The sequence below is a fragment of the Collinsella sp. CLA-ER-H10 genome, from assembly GCF_040092475.1.
Taxonomy (GTDB): Bacteria; Actinomycetota; Coriobacteriia; order Coriobacteriales; family Coriobacteriaceae; genus Collinsella.
Genome location: NZ_JBBNLM010000008.1, coordinates 59,858 through 76,899 on the forward strand (window position 1 = coordinate 59,858; position 17,042 = coordinate 76,899).

The 17,042-nt window shown below is 60.3% G+C and carries 13 protein-coding genes; 12 read left to right on the plus strand and 1 reads right to left on the minus strand.

All coding sequences use genetic code 11. From position 1 onward, the window contains the following. The first annotated feature begins 27 nt into the window (after positions 1-27). The 5 genes from carA (at position 28) to AAAX36_RS05430 (ending at position 7,361) form a co-directional block, all read left to right on the plus strand. Positions 28-1,533, plus strand: coding sequence for a glutamine-hydrolyzing carbamoyl-phosphate synthase small subunit (gene carA, locus AAAX36_RS05410; RefSeq protein WP_349074446.1), 1,506 nt, complete (start codon positions 28-30; stop codon positions 1,531-1,533). Between the two features lie 98 nt (positions 1,534-1,631). Then, positions 1,632-4,946 (plus strand): carbamoyl-phosphate synthase large subunit, encoded by a 3,315-nt coding sequence (gene carB / locus AAAX36_RS05415; protein WP_349074448.1) that lies wholly within the window; start codon positions 1,632-1,634, stop codon positions 4,944-4,946. A gap of 443 nt (positions 4,947-5,389) precedes the next feature. Then, positions 5,390-5,854, plus strand: coding sequence for a 5-(carboxyamino)imidazole ribonucleotide mutase (gene purE, locus AAAX36_RS05420; RefSeq protein ID WP_349074449.1), 465 nt, complete (start codon positions 5,390-5,392; stop codon positions 5,852-5,854). Between the two features lie 35 nt (positions 5,855-5,889). Continuing rightward, the gene (locus AAAX36_RS05425; protein ID WP_349074450.1) at positions 5,890-6,891 is read left to right on the plus strand and encodes a sortase; all 1,002 of its coding nucleotides are present in this window, start codon (positions 5,890-5,892) and stop codon (positions 6,889-6,891) included. A gap of 53 nt (positions 6,892-6,944) precedes the next feature. Beyond that, a complete protein-coding gene (locus AAAX36_RS05430) occupies positions 6,945-7,361 on the plus strand; it encodes a molybdenum cofactor biosynthesis protein MoaE (protein ID WP_229025831.1) in 417 nt (138 codons plus the stop codon). A 106-nt stretch (positions 7,362-7,467) separates the two neighbouring features. On the opposite strand, the gene AAAX36_RS05435 is transcribed toward AAAX36_RS05430, so the two are convergent. Continuing rightward, the gene (locus tag AAAX36_RS05435) at positions 7,468-8,697 is read right to left on the minus strand and encodes a putative ABC transporter permease (protein ID WP_148331752.1); all 1,230 of its coding nucleotides are present in this window, start codon (positions 8,695-8,697) and stop codon (positions 7,468-7,470) included. A 296-nt stretch (positions 8,698-8,993) separates the two neighbouring features. On the opposite strand from AAAX36_RS05435, the gene purF reads away from it, so the two are divergent. The 7 genes from purF to AAAX36_RS05470 all read left to right on the plus strand — a co-directional run bounded on the left by purF (position 8,994) and on the right by AAAX36_RS05470 (position 16,741). Further along, positions 8,994-10,664, plus strand: a complete 1,671-nt coding sequence (gene purF, locus AAAX36_RS05440) for an amidophosphoribosyltransferase (RefSeq protein WP_349074454.1) — start codon at positions 8,994-8,996, stop codon at positions 10,662-10,664. Positions 10,665-10,820: 156 nt separating this feature from the next. After that, positions 10,821-11,924 (plus strand): phosphoribosylformylglycinamidine cyclo-ligase, encoded by a 1,104-nt coding sequence (gene purM, locus AAAX36_RS05445; protein ID WP_349074456.1) that lies wholly within the window; start codon positions 10,821-10,823, stop codon positions 11,922-11,924. Further along, positions 11,914-12,612, plus strand: coding sequence for a phosphoribosylglycinamide formyltransferase (gene purN / locus AAAX36_RS05450; protein WP_195544076.1), 699 nt, complete (start codon positions 11,914-11,916; stop codon positions 12,610-12,612). The genes purM and purN overlap by 11 nt, the downstream gene beginning before the upstream one ends. A gap of 275 nt (positions 12,613-12,887) precedes the next feature. Then, positions 12,888-14,354 (plus strand): ATP-binding protein, encoded by a 1,467-nt coding sequence (locus tag AAAX36_RS05455; RefSeq protein ID WP_196026147.1) that lies wholly within the window; start codon positions 12,888-12,890, stop codon positions 14,352-14,354. 30 nt (positions 14,355-14,384) lie between these two features. Then, entirely contained in the window at positions 14,385-14,852 is a 468-nt protein-coding gene (locus tag AAAX36_RS05460) for a PTS sugar transporter subunit IIA (protein ID WP_195246382.1), read from the plus strand. Between the two features lie 170 nt (positions 14,853-15,022). Further along, positions 15,023-16,243: a peptidylprolyl isomerase gene (locus AAAX36_RS05465; RefSeq protein ID WP_195503074.1), complete on the plus strand. Its 1,221-nt coding sequence runs from the start codon at positions 15,023-15,025 to the stop codon at positions 16,241-16,243. Positions 16,244-16,297: 54 nt separating this feature from the next. Further along, on the plus strand, positions 16,298-16,741 hold the full coding sequence (locus AAAX36_RS05470) for a GatB/YqeY domain-containing protein (RefSeq protein WP_006235801.1): 444 nt from the start codon (positions 16,298-16,300) through the stop codon (positions 16,739-16,741). Positions 16,742-17,042: the final 301 nt, after the last annotated feature.

Sequence of the window (17,042 nt, forward strand, 5' to 3'; positions counted from 1 at the left end):
GGTCCTGTGAGACCGGGAAGGAGAATTATGGCGAACAACCATACCGCGGGCGCTGCCGCCCGCACCTTCGCGCCCAGCGAGCTTTGCCAGCGTATGCTGGCCAAAACCAGCAAGGGCACCTGCGGTCCCTGCATCCTGTATCTTGAGGATGGGACCATTTTTTATGGACGTGCATGCGGTGCCGAGGGTACCGCGACCGGCGAAGTCTGCTTCAACACCTCGCTCGAGGGCTACTTTGAGGTCATGACCGACCCGAGTTATGCCGGCCAAATCGTAACCATGACCTATCCGCAGATCGGCAACTACGGTATCAACGAGGCCGACGTCCAGTCGGCCTTCTCCGGCGACGCCGTGCGCCCTGCGAGCGCTCCGGCCATGCGCGGCATGATCGTTCGCGACATGTGCGCCACGCCTTCTAACTGGCGTTCGGCCGTCAGCGTGCCGGAGTACCTGCGCGCTCACGGCATCGTCGCTATCGAGGGTGTCGACACTCGCGCCCTGGTGCGCCATCTGCGCGACAATGGTTCCAAGATGGGCATTATCTCGACCGAGATCTTCGACGTCGACGAGCTTGTCGAGCGTCTGGCCGCTGCGCCCACGCTGGTAGGCGAGAACCTGGTCAAGACCGTAAGTTGCCCCGTACCTCACGAGTTTGTGGCCGCCGACCTGCCTGCCACGCATGACTTTGCGCTTACGGCTGCCGCTCCTGCCCGTCACAAAGTGGTCGCCTACGACTGCGGTGTGAAGCGCGGCATTCTGGAGGGTCTGGTCCGCGCCGGCTGCGACCTTACCGTCGTGCCGTGGGACACGCCCGCGAGTGAGGTGCTCGACATGAATCCCGACGGCGTCTTTTTGTCCAATGGCCCCGGCGACCCCGACGCTGTGGTGGAGACCTACGAGCAGGTGCAGCAGCTGATCGGCAAGGTGCCGGTCTTTGGCATTTGCCTGGGCCATCAGATGATCAGCCTGGCCTGCGGCGCCCAGATGGAAAAGCTTAAATTCGGTCACCGCGGTGGCAACCAGCCGGTCATGAACCTGGTAAGCCGTCGCGTGGAGATTACCGCGCAAAACCATGGCTTTGGCCTGCTGTTCCCCAGCCTGGGCAAGCTTGTCCCCGAGCTTTCGGGCGGCGAGACCGAGCATGCGGCCGATGGAGATCTGCGCGCCTGGGTGCGCCGCGGAATCGCGCCGGTCGTGATGAACGAGCGCTTTGGTCGCATTCGCCTGACGCATGTGAACCTCAACGACGGCACCGCCGAGGGTATCCAGCTGCTCGACGCCCCGTGCTTCTCGGTCCAGTACCACCCCGAGGCTTCGCCTGGCCCCACCGATGCCCACTATCTCTTTACCGCCTTTACGCGACTCATGGACGGCGAGGAGAACTACCTGGACATCGATACCGCGAAGGACCGCCTTGCCGGCTGGAACTTTGCCGACGATGGTTCCGCCGTTCTACCGAACGGCGGACCGGTCGACGCTGCGGCTGCATCTGGCACATCATCTTGCTGTTCTGCTTCGGACGCGCGGGCATAAGCCCAGCGCGTCCTCGCATCACGGCAACCTGATGCACCAGCTGCACCCTCGCTGACTTTTCCAAAACATTGAGTCAGCCTCTCTAGGAGGTTTTAAACATGCCGAAACGTACTGACATCAAGCGCATCCTCGTCATTGGTTCGGGCCCCATTGTTATTGGCCAGGCCTGCGAGTTCGACTACTCCGGCGCCCAGGCCTGCAAGGTGCTCAAGGAGGATGGCTTTGAGGTCATCCTGGTCAACTCCAACCCGGCGACCATCATGACCGACCCGGGTCTTGCCGACCGCACCTATGTCGAGCCCATCACCGCCGAGTTTATCGAGCGCGTGATCAAGAAAGAGCGTCCGGACGCGCTGCTGCCCACGCTGGGCGGCCAGACCGGTCTGAACGCCGCCGTCGAGCTGGCGAAAGACGGCACGCTCGACAAGTACGGCGTCGAGATGATCGGCTGCGACCTGGCCGCCATCGAGCGCGGCGAGGACCGCAAGCTCTTTAACGAGGCCATGGCCGAGATTGGCCTGGAGGTCGCGCGCTCGGGCTATGCCTACAGCGTGGCCGACGCCGAGGCTATCGCCGAGCGCGTGGGCTATCCCTGCGTACTGCGCCCGAGCTTTACCCTCGGCGGCGCCGGCGGCGGCATCGCGCATGCCCACGAGGAGCTCGTCTCCATCGTGAGCCAGGGCCTCGAGCTCTCGCCCGCCCACGAGGTGCTGGTCGAGGAGTCCATCGAGGGCTGGAAAGAGTACGAGATGGAGGTCATGCGTGACCATGCTGGCAACGGCATCATCGTGTGCTCCATCGAGAATCTCGACCCCATGGGCGTGCATACCGGCGACTCCATCACCGTGGCGCCGGCGCAGACGCTCTCCGACCTTGAGTATCAGCGCATGCGTGTCGCCTCGCTCGCCATCTTGGAGAAGATCGGCGTCGAGACCGGTGGCTCCAACGTGCAGTTTGCCGTGAATCCCAACACCGGCCGCCTGATCGTCATCGAGATGAACCCGCGCGTGAGCCGTTCGTCCGCCCTCGCTTCCAAGGCCACGGGTTTCCCCATTGCCAAGGCCGCCGCGCGCCTGGCTGTGGGCTACACGCTTGACGAGATCGTCAACGACATCACCAAGGCTACGCCTGCCTGCTTTGAGCCCACGATCGACTACTGTGTGGTCAAGGTGCCGCGCTTTGCCTTCGAGAAGTTCAAGGGTACCGACCCCACGCTCACCACGCGCATGAAGGCCGTGGGCGAGATTATGGCGATCGGCCGCACCTTTGAGGAGGCCTTTGGCAAGGCCATGCGCTCGCTGGAGGATGGCCACCAGGGCATTTGCGCCGGTGGCAAAGAGGGTGCCGATAAGCTGAGCGACGACGAGCTTGCTCAGGCCGTGGCAACCCCGACCGAGCATCGCATCTTCTTTGTGGTCGAGGCCCTACGCCGTGGCTGGGACATCGCTCGCATCCATGCCATCTGCGGTATCGATCCGTGGTACCTCAACCGTATCAACGATATGGTGCAGGTCCAAGAGAGCATCCGCGACCTGCGTGTGGAGGATATCGACGCCGACGCGATGCGCCTGCTCAAGCAGTACGGCACGAGCGATGCCGAGATTGCCGCGCTGACCGGCTCGGACGAGCGCTTTGTGCGCGCCTATCGCAAGGGTCTGGGCGTGGTTCCCAGCATGAAGACGGTCGATACCTGCGCTGCGGAGTTCTCGAGCGCCACGGAGTACCACTACAAGACGTACGAGAACATCTACCGCACGAGCCCGGATGCCAAGAAGTGCGTGGCTCCCGACGAGACCACGCCGGCGGACAAGCCCAAGGCGATGATCCTGGGCGCCGGCCCCAACCGTATCGGCCAGGGTATCGAGTTCGACTACTGCTGTGTGCATGCGAGCTATGCGCTGGCGGCCCGCGGCTTTGAGACCATCATGGTCAACTGCAATCCTGAGACCGTTTCGACCGACTACGACACGTCCGACCGCCTTTACTTTGAGCCGCTTACCTACGAGGACGTCATGGACGTTATCGATGTTGAGCGTCCCGACGGCGTCGTGGTGACGCTTGGCGGCCAGACCCCGCTTAAGCTGGCGCGCATGCTCGAGGAGAGTGGCGTCAACATCATGGGCACCAAGCCCGATGCCATCGACTTTGCCGAGGACCGCGAGCGCTTTGCCGCCCTGCTCGACAAGCTGGGCATCATGTACCCGCCGGCGGGTCAGGCCACCTCGTTTGAGGAGGCCGAGGCCGTTGCCGCACACATTGGCTACCCGCTGCTGGTACGTCCGAGCTACGTGCTGGGCGGCCGCGGCATGATGATCGCCTACGATGCCGAGCACCTGCGCGATTACATGGCCGAGGCTGCGCGCATTAGCCCCGACTACCCGGTGTATCTGGATCGTTTCTTGGAGGGTGCGATCGAGTCCGATGTCGACGCCCTGTGCGATGACGAAGAGGTCTACATCGGCGGCATTCTGGAGCATATCGAGGAGGCCGGTATTCACTCCGGCGACTCCGCGACCTGCATTCCGCCGTTCAGCTTTAGCGAGAGTCTGCAGGCAAAGCTTCGCGAGACCACGCGCCGCATCGCGATGGCGCTGGGCGTACGCGGCCTGGTCAACGTGCAGTACGCCATCAAGGGCGAGACTGTCTACGTGATCGAGGCCAACCCGCGTGCCAGCCGTACCGTGCCGTTTATCTCCAAGGCCACCGGCGTGCCGCTGGCCAAGTGCGCGGCGCGTATCATGGCAGGCGATTCCATCGCCAGCCTGGGTCTGCCGAGTGACGAGCGTCAGCTGGACTGGTTCTGTATGAAGGAAGCCGTTATGCCCTGGGGCCGTTTCCCGGGCGCTGACGTTATCCTGGGGCCCGAGATGAAGTCGACGGGCGAGGTCATGGGTATCGCCAAGAGCTATCCCGAGGCATACGCCAAGACGCAGCTGGCGATCGACTACAAGCTGCCCGACCCGAGCGCCGGCAAGGTGTTCATCAGCGTGTGCGACCGCGACAAGCGTCACATCCTTTCGGTCGCCCGTATCCTGCGCTACCTGGGCTTTGACATCTGCTCCACCGAGGGTACGGCGCGCGTGCTGCGTGGCGGCAACGTGACGTGCGAGGTCGTGGAGAAGATCAGCGGCCCGCACGACGGCGAGCGTCCCAACATCGGCGACCTCATCGCCGATGGCAAGATTGCGGTAATCATCAACACGCCGTACGGCCCGGGTTCGCGTGGCGACGGCTATCTGTTGCGTACCGAGGCGGTGCGCCGCGGCGTGACCTGCGTGACGGCGATGTCTGCGGCCAACACGTACGTGAGTGCCATCGAGGCCGTGCGCGAGGACCAGCAGGGTCACGGCAGTGCCAACGACATGGGCATGGACGTCATCGCCCTGCAGGACCTGCCGCAGTACACGGTGTAGTTGACCTGGCCGGCCGGGGCGGGAGGGGCCGAGATTTCCCCCTTTCGCTCCGGCTGCAAGCAGAGTCGCTCAGGAGGAAACTCGGCCCCTCCCGCCCCGGCCTGCGGTGACTTGGCTGCACCGTGTGCTGCCGAAGGGGCTTTGCGCGATGACTAGGGCTGAATAAAAAGTGAGTGTGGGATCCGTCGTTCATTCGAACGACGGATCCCACGTTTTTATTTCAGCCAACGTACGTCATGGCAATCCCCGGTAGGTCCCCGGGTGCCCCGCGGCGGGCTGGGTTTATTGTCTGAGCGACTTTGCGAAGCAAGGGGAGCGAAGATAAAAACCCAGCCCGACGCGGGGCACCCGGGGACCGCAGGGACGGGAGCAGCTATACTACTCTCAGTAGTTAAGGGTCGCGGATCCGCCGCGTCACCGCTCTCAACAGGAGGTCTTTGTTTATGGCAGATCAAAAGCCGGTTGTCGGGATCATCATGGGTTCCAAGTCCGATCTGGGCGTTATGGAAGGCTGCACCGCCGAGCTCGAGGCGCTGAGCGTGCCCTATGAGCTTGTCATTGCGAGCGCACACCGCACACCGGCGAAGGTCCACGAGTGGGCTTCGACCGCTGCCGATCGCGGTATCAAAGTGATTATCGCCGCCGCCGGCAAGGCCGCTCACCTGGGTGGTGTCGTGGCTGCCTTTACGCCGCTGCCGGTTATCGGTGTGCCTATGAAGACGAGTGACCTGGGCGGTATGGATTCGCTGCTGTCGATGGTGCAGATGCCTTCGGGCGTGCCCGTGGCCTGCGTTGCCATCAACGGCGCCAAGAACGCCGCCATCTACGCCACGCAGATTCTGGGCGCTTGCGACCCCGAATACCGCAAGGTTATCGAGAAAATGAAGCAGGAGATGGCTGACGCCTAAGCGTTCCGCCGTTACACCGCAGTATAAGGAGAGCCATGTCTGACTATCAGGGAAAACGATTCAAGGCTTCTCAGATCCCCGATCCGTCGAAGCCGAGTGCTGCCCATGGGGCACAGCAGGGTCGGACATCCTCTCCTCAGCAGCCGCGCGCGCCGCGCCCCGTGACGCCGGCGACGCATCGTCGACAGGACGCGCCAGCCGCATATCGACCTTCATCTTATAGCAACGCTAAGAAGCCGCCCCGGTCTTCATCGCATGCCGCGCCGTCGGATTACACCGAGCCGCCGCGCAAAAAGCGTCGCTCCATTATTCCCATTCTGCTCATCATCATCGGCATCGGTCTGATTGTTGCCGCCGCTGCCATCTTTATCAATGCGCAGATCGGTTACAAGCAGGCGAGCGAGTCGTACCAAAAGATCGAAGAGCAATATGCGCCCGCTAAGGACGCCAGCGGCGTGCCGGCTATCGACTTTGATGCCCTTGCCCAGACAAATCCTGAGGTTGTTGGCTGGATTTACGCACGGGGTACCAACATTAACTATCCCGTGGTGCAGTGCAAGGACAATAACTCCAAGTACCTCAACACGTTGTTCGATGGCACGTCCAACGCATCGGGTGCCATCTTCTTGGATTACGAGGACAATGCGCCCGGCATGGTGGACCAGCAGACTACGATCTATGGTCACCACATGAACGACGGATCGATGTTCAATGTGATCTCGGACACGACCGATCAGGCGACGTTCGACAGCATAGAGTACGTGTATTACATCACGCGCGACGCCACCTATAAACTGCGACCACTGGCGACCAAAGTTGTCGAGGACACGTATGCCAAGGCGCGCACGCCCAACTTTGAGGGCGATGACGGACTGAAGAATTATCTGTCCGAGATGCTCGACGGTGCCTCTGCCGTGGCGAGCGATGCCACCGATCGTGCCGCTTCGGCAACCAAGGTCGTAACGCTTGTGACCTGCCGTTCGCTGTCATTTAGCAATACGCGCGCCGTCATGGTGCTCACGCCGGTCGAGGAATAAAGTGTCCGGGCCCCGTCCCAAAAAGACTACCCTGGAAATCAAAAGGAGAAATGATGCTTGAGAACGGCAAATCGATGCCTTCGGTTGATGCTTGGCTGCGCGAAGCCAAGGCCGATGTTTCGGCGGCTGATTGTGGGATGTACCTGACACACAACGGCGTGGTGCGCGCGACGCCCAAGGCCGAAGTGCGCGGAGTCGAGACCGATGGCGTGGCGCCAGGCCACAAGGTGGGCGGCATGGTGTTTGGCTTCGATGCCGAAAAGGTGCAGGCCGCTATCGAGGCGACGCGCACGATGCCGGGTATCGGCTATGTGCGCGTGTGGCTGGCGAGCGGCGAGCTTACCGTGGGCGACGACATCATGCTCGTGCTCATTGGCGGAGACATTCGCCCGCATGTGGTCGATGCGCTGCAGTCGCTCGTCGGCACCATCAAGAACGAGTGCGTGAGCGAGGTCGAGCGCGAGGCGTAAGGCCTCGTCGGCAATCCGAGTCTGTCTATAGCGAAAGCCCGCCGGCAGTTCATGTAGATCTGCCAGCGGGCTTTGATGTGTTGGAGCTATTTTGCTCTGGCGTTTGCTACACGCGTGTGGCGTCCTTGGGGCTCATGGTCATACTCTGAAAACGGTTCTCCATATATTCGTTATCGAAATGCTTGTCATAGAACTGTGCGACGGGAATATTTCGAACGGTTCCGTTGACGCGCTGATACCAATAGTCGAGCGATTGCAACGTCATGACGCCGTCGATCAACATGACGGCGGTCAGGATGACGGTAGCAGAGTAGCGGCGTTTCCATGGAATCATATTGATGAGCTTAAGCAGGCGCGGCAGCAAGACCTTGATCCAGATGAGGCCACCCAGGCCCCACATGCAGGCAAACGGCGTGCATGTGCGTCCCCCGGTCAATACCGCGATGGGATCGGGCATGCCGAATAGCCTAATGTGTGAATAGCTCCACGACACCACGCCAAATGAGGTCTGCATAAACCAGCCTACAAACACCTCGAAAGCGCCGCCGATCAGGGCACTTACCAGGAAAATGATCAGAGGATTCTTTTTATAGAAGCGGTTGAGCGCCATGGTCATGAGCACCGCGCCAAATCCGTAGATGGGGCTAAAGGGGCCAAATAGCATACCGGCACGGTCCTGATAGACGCCGGGATCGACGACGACCATATGCCAGACTTCCTCGAGAATGAGACCTAACACGCTGCAGACGAAGAATACCCAGAACAGGTTGAAGTAGTTGAGCTTGATGTAGCCCTCGCCGGTTTCGTCGCGGCCGAGCATCCCCTCGGCGGCGGCATCGCGGTCGAGCATCTCTTGCAGACGGCGCTGCAGTTCGCGCTCCTGGCGTAGCGTGGGGTCGACGGTGGCCGACAGCGCAATGAGGATGACAAGCTGGACGGCGGGGCGCAGCAGGAAGGGTCCGATGCCCTGGAGCATCACGTCAACTAAAAGCTCCACGACGGTAAATGCGATGAGGACGTAAGACAGGCGGGCGGCATTGCGCCGCTGGTCCTTGATGAGGTCCAGGCCAAAGACGATCAAGATGATCGCGCTTGCCGCCGAGAGCATAATGCCGGCGACGATAAGGCCAACCGCGACCAGGGTGTTATCACCGAGCTTAGCGGCGACGTTGCCGTTAATGAGTGCGGTGATGACCTGCCACATAAAGACGGCGACTGACGGGAGCGTGCCCACGCCAGATAGGGTGCACAGGACTGCGTAGACCTTGATGATAAGGGGGATCTTCTTGGCCTCCGTGGTGCTGGGGACACTGGGGTCGAGTTGATTTCGATCCATACGCTACCTTTCTCGTCTTGTAGTAGCCTACAAGGATACGCCGACGACCAGCTAAAAGACAGGACGAACGTCCCAATTGCAACAATGTAGCCCCTAGCGCGGGCGAGACACGGCGCACGGGAAGTCTTCGAGGCCGTTGCCCCTGAGAGTGGACTACCCAATAAAACGTTTGGTCGCAAAACGGATAATAAGCTCGGTGGGCTTTTAAAAAGCGCTGCTCATGCGCGGGGGAGCGCGTCGCGCCGTGCGTATAATAAGGCGGGTAACGCCAAAATACGAGGCTCTGAGGGGATGCCATGTCTCAAGAAACCATCCGCGCGGCCGAGCGTGCCGCGGGACAGGTGAACGCCATGTCGACGTATGATCCGGACTCTGACCAGCTGCATGAGGAATGCGGCGTTTTTGGTGTCTGGGCGCCCGATCGCGACGTGGCTCGACTGACGTACTTTGGCCTGCGTGCACTGCAGCATCGCGGCCAAGAATCGGCGGGAATCGCCGTTGGTGACGGCGGTACGGTTATGGTCCGCAAGGATCTGGGCCTGCTCGACCGCGTGTTCTCCAATGCCGACTTGTCGACGCTCTCCGGTCAGCTGGCCGTGGGTCATGTGCGCTACGGCACCGCCGGCGCCAAGAGCTGGGAAGCCTCTCAGCCGCACCTCTCTACCATCAATAGCGTCATTATCGCGCTCGCGCACAACGGCACCCTCGTCAACACCGACGAGCTGCGTCGCCAGCTGATCGAGCTGGGCGTACCGTTCCTCTCCAACTCGGATTCCGAGGTCGCGACCAAACTCATCGGCTACTTTACTCAGCGTACTGGCCATCTGCGCGAGGGCATTCGCAAGACCATGGAGCTCGTGCGCGGCGGCTACGCCATGACGCTCATCAACGAGCAGGCGCTCTACGCATTCCGCGATCCGCACGGCATTCGCCCGCTCGTGCTGGGCAAGCTGGTGGACGAGGGTTTGGACCAGGCCGATGCCGCATCCGTTTCGCAGCTGCCGTCGCAGGACGGCGCCGCGACGGTCGACTCCGCCGTCCATGTCACGCGCGCCGGCGGCTGGGTCGTTGCCTCCGAGACCTGCGCACTCGACATCGTGGGTGCCGAGTACGTCCGTGACGTCCGTCCCGGCGAGATCTTGCGCATCAGCGCCGAGGGTCTGGTATCCGAGCAGGGCGTGCCTGCAGCCGAAGAGCCCGCCAACTGCATCTTTGAGCAGGTCTACTTCGCCCGTCCCGACTCCATCATGAACGGCAAGAGCGTCTATGCCTGCCGTTACGACATGGGCCGTCAGCTGGCACACGAGGAGCCCGTCGAGGCCGACCTGGTCATCGGCGTGCCCGACTCCGGCCTGCCGCCCGCGGAGGGGTATTCGCACGAGAGCGGTATTCCCTTTGGCGAGGGCCTTATCAAGAACCGCTACGTGGGCCGTACGTTTATCGAGCCTACGCAGGAGTTGCGTGCCATGGGCGTGCGCATGAAGCTCAACCCGCTGCGCGACAACATCGAGGGCAAGCGCCTGGTCGTCATCGACGACTCCATTGTGCGCGGCACCACCATGGTGCAGCTCGTCAAGATGCTGCGCAACGCCGGCGCCAAGGAGATTCATATCCGCATCAACTCGCCTGAGGTCATCTGGCCGTGCTTCTATGGTATCGATACCGACGTGCAGTCGCAGCTTATCAGCGCCAACAAGACGGTCGACGAGATTTGCGAGTACATCGGCGCCGATTCGCTGGCCTTCCTTTCGGTTGAGGGCCTGCTCAAAGTCATGCCCAAGGGCGGCTACTGCGATGCGTGCTTTACCGGCCGTTATCCCGTGGCGATTCCCGAGAGCTTTGGCCGCGACAAGTTTATGGAGGGCTTTAAGCCTCGCAACCTGGACAAACCGCTGCACGTTGACGACGACGCCGTGGTCGAGAAATACGACGACCGCAGCTGGGAAGAGAAGCACGGCGAGGCCTAAAACCTGCCATGTAGGGACAGGTTTATTTTGGCAGGTTTTATCTGCTGTTTTGTTGATACTACGGCGCGCGCCGCTGCGGTGTGCGCCGATATGAACGCAACTATGAGCACCGTTTGGCGCCCGGGCGGCGGACGGTAGTTGGAGAGGAAGGCTCAGATGAGCGACAGCAAACATGTGACGTATGAGGATGCCGGCGTCGATACCGCCGAGGGCGGCCGCGCCGTCGACGCTATTAAGCAAATGGTTAAGGACACCAACCGTCCCGAGGTCATCGGCGGCATCGGTGGCTTTGGTGGCCTGTTCTCGGCCGCCGCGCTTAAGGATATGGAAGACCCGATTCTGATTAGCGGTACCGACGGCGTGGGCACCAAGCTCGTGCTCGCCCAGATTATGGACCGTCACGAGACGGTGGGCCAGGACCTGGTTGCTATGTGCGTCAACGACATTTTGGCTTCGGGCGCCGAGCCGCTGTTCTTCCTGGACTACGTTGCCATCGGTCACATCGAGGCCGGGCACATGGCAAAGATCATCAAGGGTGTGGCCGACGGCTGCAAGCTCGCGGGCTGCGCGCTCGTGGGCGGCGAGATGGCCGAGCACCCGGGCGTTATGGCTCCTGCCGACTACGACCTTGCCGGATTTACCGTGGGCGTCGTCGACCGTCCCAAGATGCTCGACCCCGCGAACGTCCGCCCCGGCGACGCGATCCTGGGCCTGCCTTCCACTGGCGTGCACTCCAACGGCTACTCGCTCGTGCGCAAGGTCATTGGTGTCGACGGCATTAAGCCGGGCACGCCCGAGGCCGCCGCTAAGGCCGAGGAGCTGAGCCGTCCGCTCGAGGAACTCGGCGGCGCATCGCTGGCAGACGCCCTGCTGGCTCCCACGCGCATCTACGTCAAGCCGATTCTGGAGCTGCTGCGCGGCGGCGCCAACGTGCACGCTATCGCCCACATCACTGGCGGCGGTATTACCGAGAACCTCAACCGCGCGCTTGCCGACGACGTCGACGCCGTGGTCACCCGCAACGGCGCCGAGATGGGTTGGGACGTTCCGCCCGTCATCACCTACGTGTCGCACCAGGCCGAGCTCGCGCCCAACGAGGCATGCAAGACCTTCAACATGGGCGTTGGCCTGTGCCTGATCGTCGCCCCCGAGGACGAGGCTGCCGTGACCGAGGCCCTGGTCGCGCTGGGCGAGAAGCCGTTCCGTGTGGGCGAGTGCGTCGAGGGCTCCGGTAAGGTCGTGTACTCCGATGAGCGCTAACGAGCAGATGGCTGCTGCCGCGAGCCTGGGCTTTGTGCCCTACACCCGTCCGACCGGCACCGATACGGCCGAGCCGCTCAAGATCGGTGTGCTCATCAGCGGTTCGGGTACCAACCTGCAGGCGCTGATCGATCTGATCGCCGCCGGCAAGCTCAACGCTTCGATTGAGCTTGTGGTGTCGAGCCGTCCTTCGGCTAAGGGTTTGCAGCGCGCTGAGCGCGCGGGCATCCAGACGCTCACGCTGTCCAAGGATGTCTATGCCGACCCCATCGCCGCCGACGAGATCATCGCGCACGAGCTGCTCGAGCGCGGCTGCGAATATGTGGTCATGGCCGGTTACATGCGCATGGTGCACACGCCGCTGCTGGCGGCGTTTCCCAACCGCGTGGTCAACTTGCATCCGGCACTGCTGCCGAGCTTTACCGGCGCGCATGCGATCGACGATGCCTTTGCGCGCGGCGTCAAGGTAACCGGTGTGACCGTGCACTTTGCCAACGAGATCTACGACAACGGCCCCATCATCGCCCAGCGCGCGCTGGCTGTCGAGGAAGGTTGGGATGTCGACACGCTCGAGGAGCACATCCACGCGATTGAGCACGTGCTGTATCCCGAGGTCGTGCAAATGCTCGCCGACGGCCGCGTCCACGTGCTGGAGAGCGGCAAGGTCGCCGTGGATCCTGTGAAATAATTACCCGCTTGTAAAGGCGGTTAGGCATATCGAAGACGCCTAACCGCCTTTTTTATTGCGCTTTATGCTGCTTGATTTAGCTGGAATTGAATAGGCTGCTCTTCTTGCCTGTCAATTACAGTAGTCGACTCTCATGTGGAATGCCGAGCTTCCGGCATGAGATTATCTGGGAAAACGACCAGAAAACTTGGCATTCGGCTTCAAATTGCGCATAATTCTATTTATCATCTATTTAACATTTTGTTATCAAAAATGAGCGCAAGGAGGCTGGCTCAATGGGTGAAGCAGATGGCATGGAGCTGATTTATTCACTCGTCGGTTATCCTGATGAAACCGAGTGGCTTGAATTTAAAGAAGGCAATAGCGATCCCGTTAGAACGGGGCGTGACATCTCGGCGCTTGCCAATGCTGCCGCTTACTGCGGCCGCGCATATGCTTATAAGATCTGGGGCGTGAGCGACGGTACGCATGAGCTTGTGGGCACCCAGTTCAACCCATATCACGCAAAGGGTAAGGGAAACCAAGAGCTTTTGATGTGGCTCAAGCTTGCGCTCTCAAACAATGCGAATTACGAGTTTGCGGTTATTGATCATGAGACAAAGCACTTTGTGGTGTTGAAAGTGCACGCCGCGAGCGCTCAGCCGGTCTATTTTGATAAGACAGCCTACATTCGAGAGGGCTCTTCGACGGCAGAACTGGTTCCCGGTAGTGCACGAGAGGCGGAGCTGTGGCGTCGCTTACAGTCAGGGAACGCGGAGCTCGCTGTAGTTGAGAGAGATCTGACATCTCGAGAGGTCGCCGAAATACTAGATGTTGATGCGTATTTTGAGTTGTGCAGATTGAGAAGACCTGTCGATTTGGACGGAGTGATGCTTGCTCTTTGTGAACAAGAGCTGATTCGTCGTCAAGATAACGGCCGATATAGTGTGACGCGCTTGGGAATGCTTCTGGTGGGAAAAAAGCTCTCTCGCTACCCGGAGCTCAGGAAACGCATGCTGCGAATCGTGCGATATGCGGGAAAAGGCAGTTTTGACATTGTCGGGGATACTGAAATCGACAAGGGCTACGCTTTGGCGCTTCCACAGGCTGAACAGCTGGTCATGTCGATGATTCCGGCTGTTGAGGCACTGGATGGCGCATTTCGACGTATTCAGACGGCTTATCCTCAAAGGGCGATTCGCGAGTTACTATCAAACGCCGTGATTCATCAAGACATTGCTGACAATACGGCGGGGCCTCTTGTTGCGATTTACGACAATCGCATTGAGTTCTCTAATCCCGGGACAACGCTTATTCCGGCAGAACGAGTGCTCAACGCCCAGCCGAAAACGCGAAATTCGATGATAGCGTCCCTCATGCGCCAAATGGATCTTTGCGAAGAAGGCGGTACAGGCTGGGATTTAATCGTAGATTCGCTCGAAAAAGCCGGCATGCCTTCACCGGTTATCAAGAGTGAGGGCGGGCTGGGAACGCTCGTGACGCTCTATTGCGACTGTCCGTATACTCGAATGAAAAAAAGTGAGCGAAAAAACGCCGTGTACTGGCATGCCTGTCTTTTGTATGCCCAAGGTGAGTCGATGAGCAATCAGTCGCTGCGAGAGCGTTTTGGACTTTCCGATGAAAAGAAAAACACGGTGGCGATGTCTCGTCTAATCAAAGAGTGCCTGGAAGAGGCATTGATAAAGGAAGAGGACGAGGACGCGGGTTCCAAATACAAAAGGTATATTCCGTATTGGGCCTAAAGACAGGGAATGAAAAGAAGGAGGCGGCTTATGTCTGGTAATAACGAAGCGCTGTTTACGCCTGAGTTGGTGTTTTTTGATTGGGAGTGTGCGACGCCGGATGAGGTGTTCGCGCGGCTTGAGGGCGAGCTTGCACCACATGGCTACATTGCATCCGGTTGGCTCGATGCCGTCCGCACGCGCGAGGATGCCTATCCCACGGGTCTCGCTATGCCGGCGGCAAACATTGCCATTCCGCATACCGATCCGGGGTTTGTGGCCAAGCCCTATATCGCGGTGGTGAAGCCCGCCGCGCCCGTGACATTTAACGCTATGGCTGGCATGGGCGCTCCGGTGCCGGCGCAGATCGTCATCAATCTGGGCATCGCCGAGCCGGGCGGCCAGGTCGAGGCCCTGCAGGCACTCATGAACATCTTTATGGGCGCCGATGCCGCAGCCGACGTGCTCGGCCAGACCACGCCCCAGGGCATGGTCGACGCCATCCGCCGCCACTTCTAAGGTGGGGCTGAGTCGGCACTTGGGGACTGTCCCTAACTGCCGGCTGCCAGAGCTGTCCCCTTTGCACCAAAATGGTGCAGATTAATCTGTCCCCAATGCACCAAGCGTGCCGCGGGGGCTGCGTTGTGACACAATGGCGTTTGTTCGATTCGTTATGCGAAAGGCCAACTATGGCAAATAAGAAAAAGAACTCCGAGGCCGCGCCGACGCCCGAGCAGCAGGCCCGCGCTGCCTCCAGCTCTCGCAAGAAGCAGCGCAAGACGTACGTGTCTAAGACCGTCAAGATCGTTCTGGTGGTCATCGGCGTGCTGGCGATGCTGCTTTCCGTCTCGGCGATGGCGTGCTCCGGCCTTATGTCGCAGGCTGAGGACACCTCGGGCTACAAGCTGACCGGCGGTGTTGCTGCCACTATCAACGGCACCAACCTTACCGAGGACACCGTGACCAAGCAGATCATGAGCATGCGCACGTCCTACGGCTACACCAAGGATGAGGATTGGGCGCAGTATCTGGTTGACAACGACCTCACGCCCAAGAAGTACCGCAAGCAACTCATCGACTCCTACACGCAGCAGATTCTGCTTCAACAGGCACAGAAGGAGAACGGCGTGACGGTGTCGGACGAGGAGGTCGAGAAGGCTTGGAAGGACGCGTGCAAGAGCGCGGGCGGAGCCAAGGCCTTTAAGAAGACCCTCAAGACCTACGGCTATACCGAGGACACCTACAAGGACTCGCTCAAGGAGAGTCTGGCGCAACAGAAACTCAAGGATGCCGTCGCGCCCACGAGCAAGCCCAAGGACAGCGAGATTGTCGATTACATCAACGAAAATCTGTCCAGCTACAACGACGCCCGCCGCTCGTCGAACATCCTGATCAAGGTTGATTCCGACGCTTCCGACGAGGACAAGGCTGCCGCCAAGGCCAAGGCGCAGGAGTGCCTGGACAAGATCAACTCCGGTGAGCTGAGCTTTGAGGACGCCGTTGAGCAGTACTCCGAGGACACCGGTTCCAAGGAGAAGAAGGGCGATGTGGGCTGGGATAAGCTCACCACCTTTGTCGACAGCTACCAGACGGCGCTCGAGGGACTCAACAAGGGCGACGTGAGCGAAGTCGTCGAGTCGACCTATGGCTACCACATCATCAAGTGCACCGACTACTTCCATGTCGATAATCAGGTTGATGACATCAACCAGGTGCCCAAGGACATCAAAAAGTACGTCTCCAACGTGGTGAAGACGCAAGCGGCCAGCACCGCGTACAGCGAGTGGCTGGAGCAGTACAAGAAGGATGCCGACATCACCGTCAACCCCATGCCCAAAGACGTACCCTATAACGTGAGTCTGAAGGGTGTCACCAAGAGTTCGACCGACGATTCGTCGACGACTGAGTAATCATGGGGCGGTGCTCGCGCGAGTGCCGCCCACACTATTGAGGAGGATTTGCAGATGACCAACGAAGAGCTGCAGAAGGAAATGATTGCGGCCATGAAGGCCAAGGACAAGGTTCGCCTGTCCATCATTCGACAGGTTAAGGCCGAGGTGAAGAATATCGAGGTCAATGAGCGCCGCGATGTGACCGAGGAAGACGTCAACAGCATGATCAAGCGTCTGATCAAGCAGACGAGCGAGACGCTGGAGATGTCCATCAAGGCCGGCACCGACCAGGAGCGTACCGACAACCTGACCGAGCAGGTCAAGATTCTGGAGAGCCTGCTGCCCGCGCAGGTTTCGGGCGAGGAGCTCGAGGCCCTGATCGAGCAGGTTATCGCCGAGCTGGGCGCCACGTCCAAGAAGCAGATGGGCCAGGTTATGGGCGCACTCGGCAAGGCCACCGGTGGCAACTTCGATAAGCCGGCCGCGGCAAAGATCGTCGGAGCCAAACTCGCGTAGGGGCCGAGCGGTACATAGTTGATGTTTAGGGGGGGCGTGGCCGTCATGGTCGCGCCCCTTTTTGCTGGGCTGGGCACTCATTGGGGACAGGCTTAAATGAGTGCCCAATGAGCAGGTACTCATTTAAGTCTGTCGGTAGTGTCGAGAAAGTTGGTGTAGAGCCCCATCCGAAGCGAGTCGGCCCGGCGTCCTGGAATCTGGAATACGGTTGATATCCTATGCCGCCTCGACCCTGTCCGCAAGCTCGAGGCCGGACTCGAGCATCTTCCTGGCCTCCGCCTCAAGCCGCGCCCACTCGACG

What these genes read in the sequence shown, in the direction of transcription:
- AAAX36_RS05425 (WP_349074450.1), top strand. Translation starts at nt 5,890, where the DNA reads ATGTCTGACTATCAGGGAAAACGATTCAAGGCTTCTCAGATCCCCGAT.
- AAAX36_RS05470 (WP_006235801.1), top strand. Translation starts at nt 16,298, where the DNA reads ATGACCAACGAAGAGCTGCAGAAGGAAATGATTGCGGCCATGAAGGCC.
- purE (WP_349074449.1), top strand. Translation starts at nt 5,390, where the DNA reads ATGGCAGATCAAAAGCCGGTTGTCGGGATCATCATGGGTTCCAAGTCC.
- AAAX36_RS05435 (WP_148331752.1), bottom strand. Translation starts at nt 8,697, where the DNA reads ATGGATCGAAATCAACTCGACCCCAGTGTCCCCAGCACCACGGAGGCC.
- purN (WP_195544076.1), top strand. Translation starts at nt 11,914, where the DNA reads ATGAGCGCTAACGAGCAGATGGCTGCTGCCGCGAGCCTGGGCTTTGTG.
- AAAX36_RS05455 (WP_196026147.1), top strand. Translation starts at nt 12,888, where the DNA reads ATGGGTGAAGCAGATGGCATGGAGCTGATTTATTCACTCGTCGGTTAT.
- carB (WP_349074448.1), top strand. Translation starts at nt 1,632, where the DNA reads ATGCCGAAACGTACTGACATCAAGCGCATCCTCGTCATTGGTTCGGGC.
- AAAX36_RS05460 (WP_195246382.1), top strand. Translation starts at nt 14,385, where the DNA reads ATGTCTGGTAATAACGAAGCGCTGTTTACGCCTGAGTTGGTGTTTTTT.
- AAAX36_RS05430 (WP_229025831.1), top strand. Translation starts at nt 6,945, where the DNA reads ATGCTTGAGAACGGCAAATCGATGCCTTCGGTTGATGCTTGGCTGCGC.
- purM (WP_349074456.1), top strand. Translation starts at nt 10,821, where the DNA reads ATGAGCGACAGCAAACATGTGACGTATGAGGATGCCGGCGTCGATACC.
- AAAX36_RS05465 (WP_195503074.1), top strand. Translation starts at nt 15,023, where the DNA reads ATGGCAAATAAGAAAAAGAACTCCGAGGCCGCGCCGACGCCCGAGCAG.
- carA (WP_349074446.1), top strand. Translation starts at nt 28, where the DNA reads ATGGCGAACAACCATACCGCGGGCGCTGCCGCCCGCACCTTCGCGCCC.
- purF (WP_349074454.1), top strand. Translation starts at nt 8,994, where the DNA reads ATGTCTCAAGAAACCATCCGCGCGGCCGAGCGTGCCGCGGGACAGGTG.